Genomic DNA, 1,733 nt, shown 5'->3' with positions numbered 1-1,733 from the left:
GACCTGAAGATCCTACACATCTCGGACGCGTGCGGCATCGATCATCCGTCGGATCGCGCGCAGATCATTGAGCGCCGATCGTGTGTGTATGATTGCAGGACCGCTTGCGAGGTTCACCGTTGTTTCTTCAGTCATCAATTCAATCGGCTACTGCTTGGAGAGTCGGGCGCTGGAGATCGAGTTTCAATCTGGCGCGGTGTACCGCTTCGTGGACGTTCCGAAGGAGACGTTCGAGGACTTCCTGAAGGCTGAGTCCAAGGGTTCGTTCTTCAACAAGCATGTGCGAAGCCTGTTTGCTTTCGGGAGAGCGGCTTGATTCGCGAGCCGCCACTCGTCGAGGTAGATGGAGAGTTCGAAGGAGCGGAGCTGGGTGACGTCCGGCTGAACAAGCGATTGGCTCGGATCGTGCGGACGATCTCCGCCGACCCGACAGCCAGTTTTCCGAAGGCGATGGTCACCGAGGGCGAGCTCGAAGGGCTCTATCGTTTTCTGAACAACGATCGGGTCTCGTTCGAAGGTTTGTTGATGCCGCATGTGCAATCGACAGCGAACCGAGCCGAGGAATACGAGACCGTTCTCGTCGTCCACGATACCTCGACATTCTGCTTCCAGGGCGAGGCGCGCGAGGGCCTGGGACCTTTACAGCGCTCTGGTGTTGGCTTCCTAGGGCACTTTGCATTGGCCTTGGCTGAGGGAGAGGCGCGCATCCCTCTTGGCGTTCTCGGAGTTCACGCCTGGGTGAGAGACGAGGAAACTGCGACGGCGAAGCGAAGGCAGGGCGCCGACTACCTCGATGTCCGAGATCTTCCGTCGGAGCAAGTTCGGTGGGGTGAACTCGTCGATGATGTCGAGGAGTGGTCACCGAGCAAGAACCGATTCATCCATGTGATGGACAGCGAGGCGGATGACTACAAACTGTTCGCCGGACTCGTCGCCAAGAATCATCGCTTCGTGATCCGACTCTGCTACGACCGGAAGCTCGTCGATGAGGATGTGCATCTGAAGGAGCACACAGCCACGGCCCGAACGGTCTACACGCGGACAATCAAGGTCTCGCGGCGCCGCAAGGTTTCCGGCTACTACCTCAGGAAGCGGTCTGGCCCGCGAAAGGAGCGAAAAGCCAAACTGGCGTTCAGCGCCATAAGAGTAACGGTCCAGCGCCCGAGCGTCTGTGGGGCCTCCTACCCCAAGCAGCTCGACCTCAACGTGGTGAGGGTCCGCGAGATCGATCCACCGAAGAACGCTGAACCAGTCGACTGGATGCTCGCCACGACAGAGCCGATCGAGACCAAGAAGCAGATCATCCGGATCGTCGACATCTATCGAAGCCGATGGACGATCGAGGAGTACTTCAAAGCCATCAAGACGGGGTGTTCGTTCGAGAAGCGCCAGCTGGAAAGTTGGGAGGCCCTCACCAACGCGCTTGCGATCTTCATCCCCATCGCCTGGAACCTGCTTCGAATGCGCGCTCTCGGTCGATACCAACCCCAAGCTCCTGCACGCGACATCCTCACTGACTCGCAGATCCACGTCCTCTCATTGGCAACGCCGCTACCTGAAAAGCCGACGATCCAAGATGCGCTATCTGCGATCGCTCGACTCGGAGGACATCTCAGACGCAATGGTCCACCTGGATGGCAGGTGCTGGGACGCGGCTACACCGAACTGCTCGCAGGCGAAGCTTGGTACCGACGCGCAAAAGCAGAGGACGAAAAGTGATCAATCTTCAGGTC

2 protein-coding genes are annotated in these 1,733 nt (G+C 58.7%); both read left to right on the top strand.

Annotated features, from left to right (window positions below):
- Nucleotides 1–88: 88 nt before the first annotated feature.
- On the top strand, nucleotides 89–316 hold the full coding sequence (locus tag AB1598_15090; protein MEW6146336.1) for a KTSC domain-containing protein: 228 nt from the start codon (nucleotides 89–91) through the stop codon (nucleotides 314–316).
- Complete coding sequence (locus tag AB1598_15085) at nucleotides 313–1,719, top strand: IS4 family transposase (protein MEW6146335.1); 1,407 nt, start codon at nucleotides 313–315, stop codon at nucleotides 1,717–1,719. The genes AB1598_15090 and AB1598_15085 overlap by 4 nt, the downstream gene beginning before the upstream one ends.
- Nucleotides 1,720–1,733 lie beyond the last annotated feature (14 nt).

It is taken from the genome of Thermodesulfobacteriota bacterium, from assembly GCA_040754335.1.
GTDB lineage: Bacteria > Desulfobacterota_D > UBA1144 > Nemesobacterales > UBA2774 > 2-12-FULL-53-21.
This window is presented reverse-complemented; position numbering and strand designations above follow the sequence as displayed.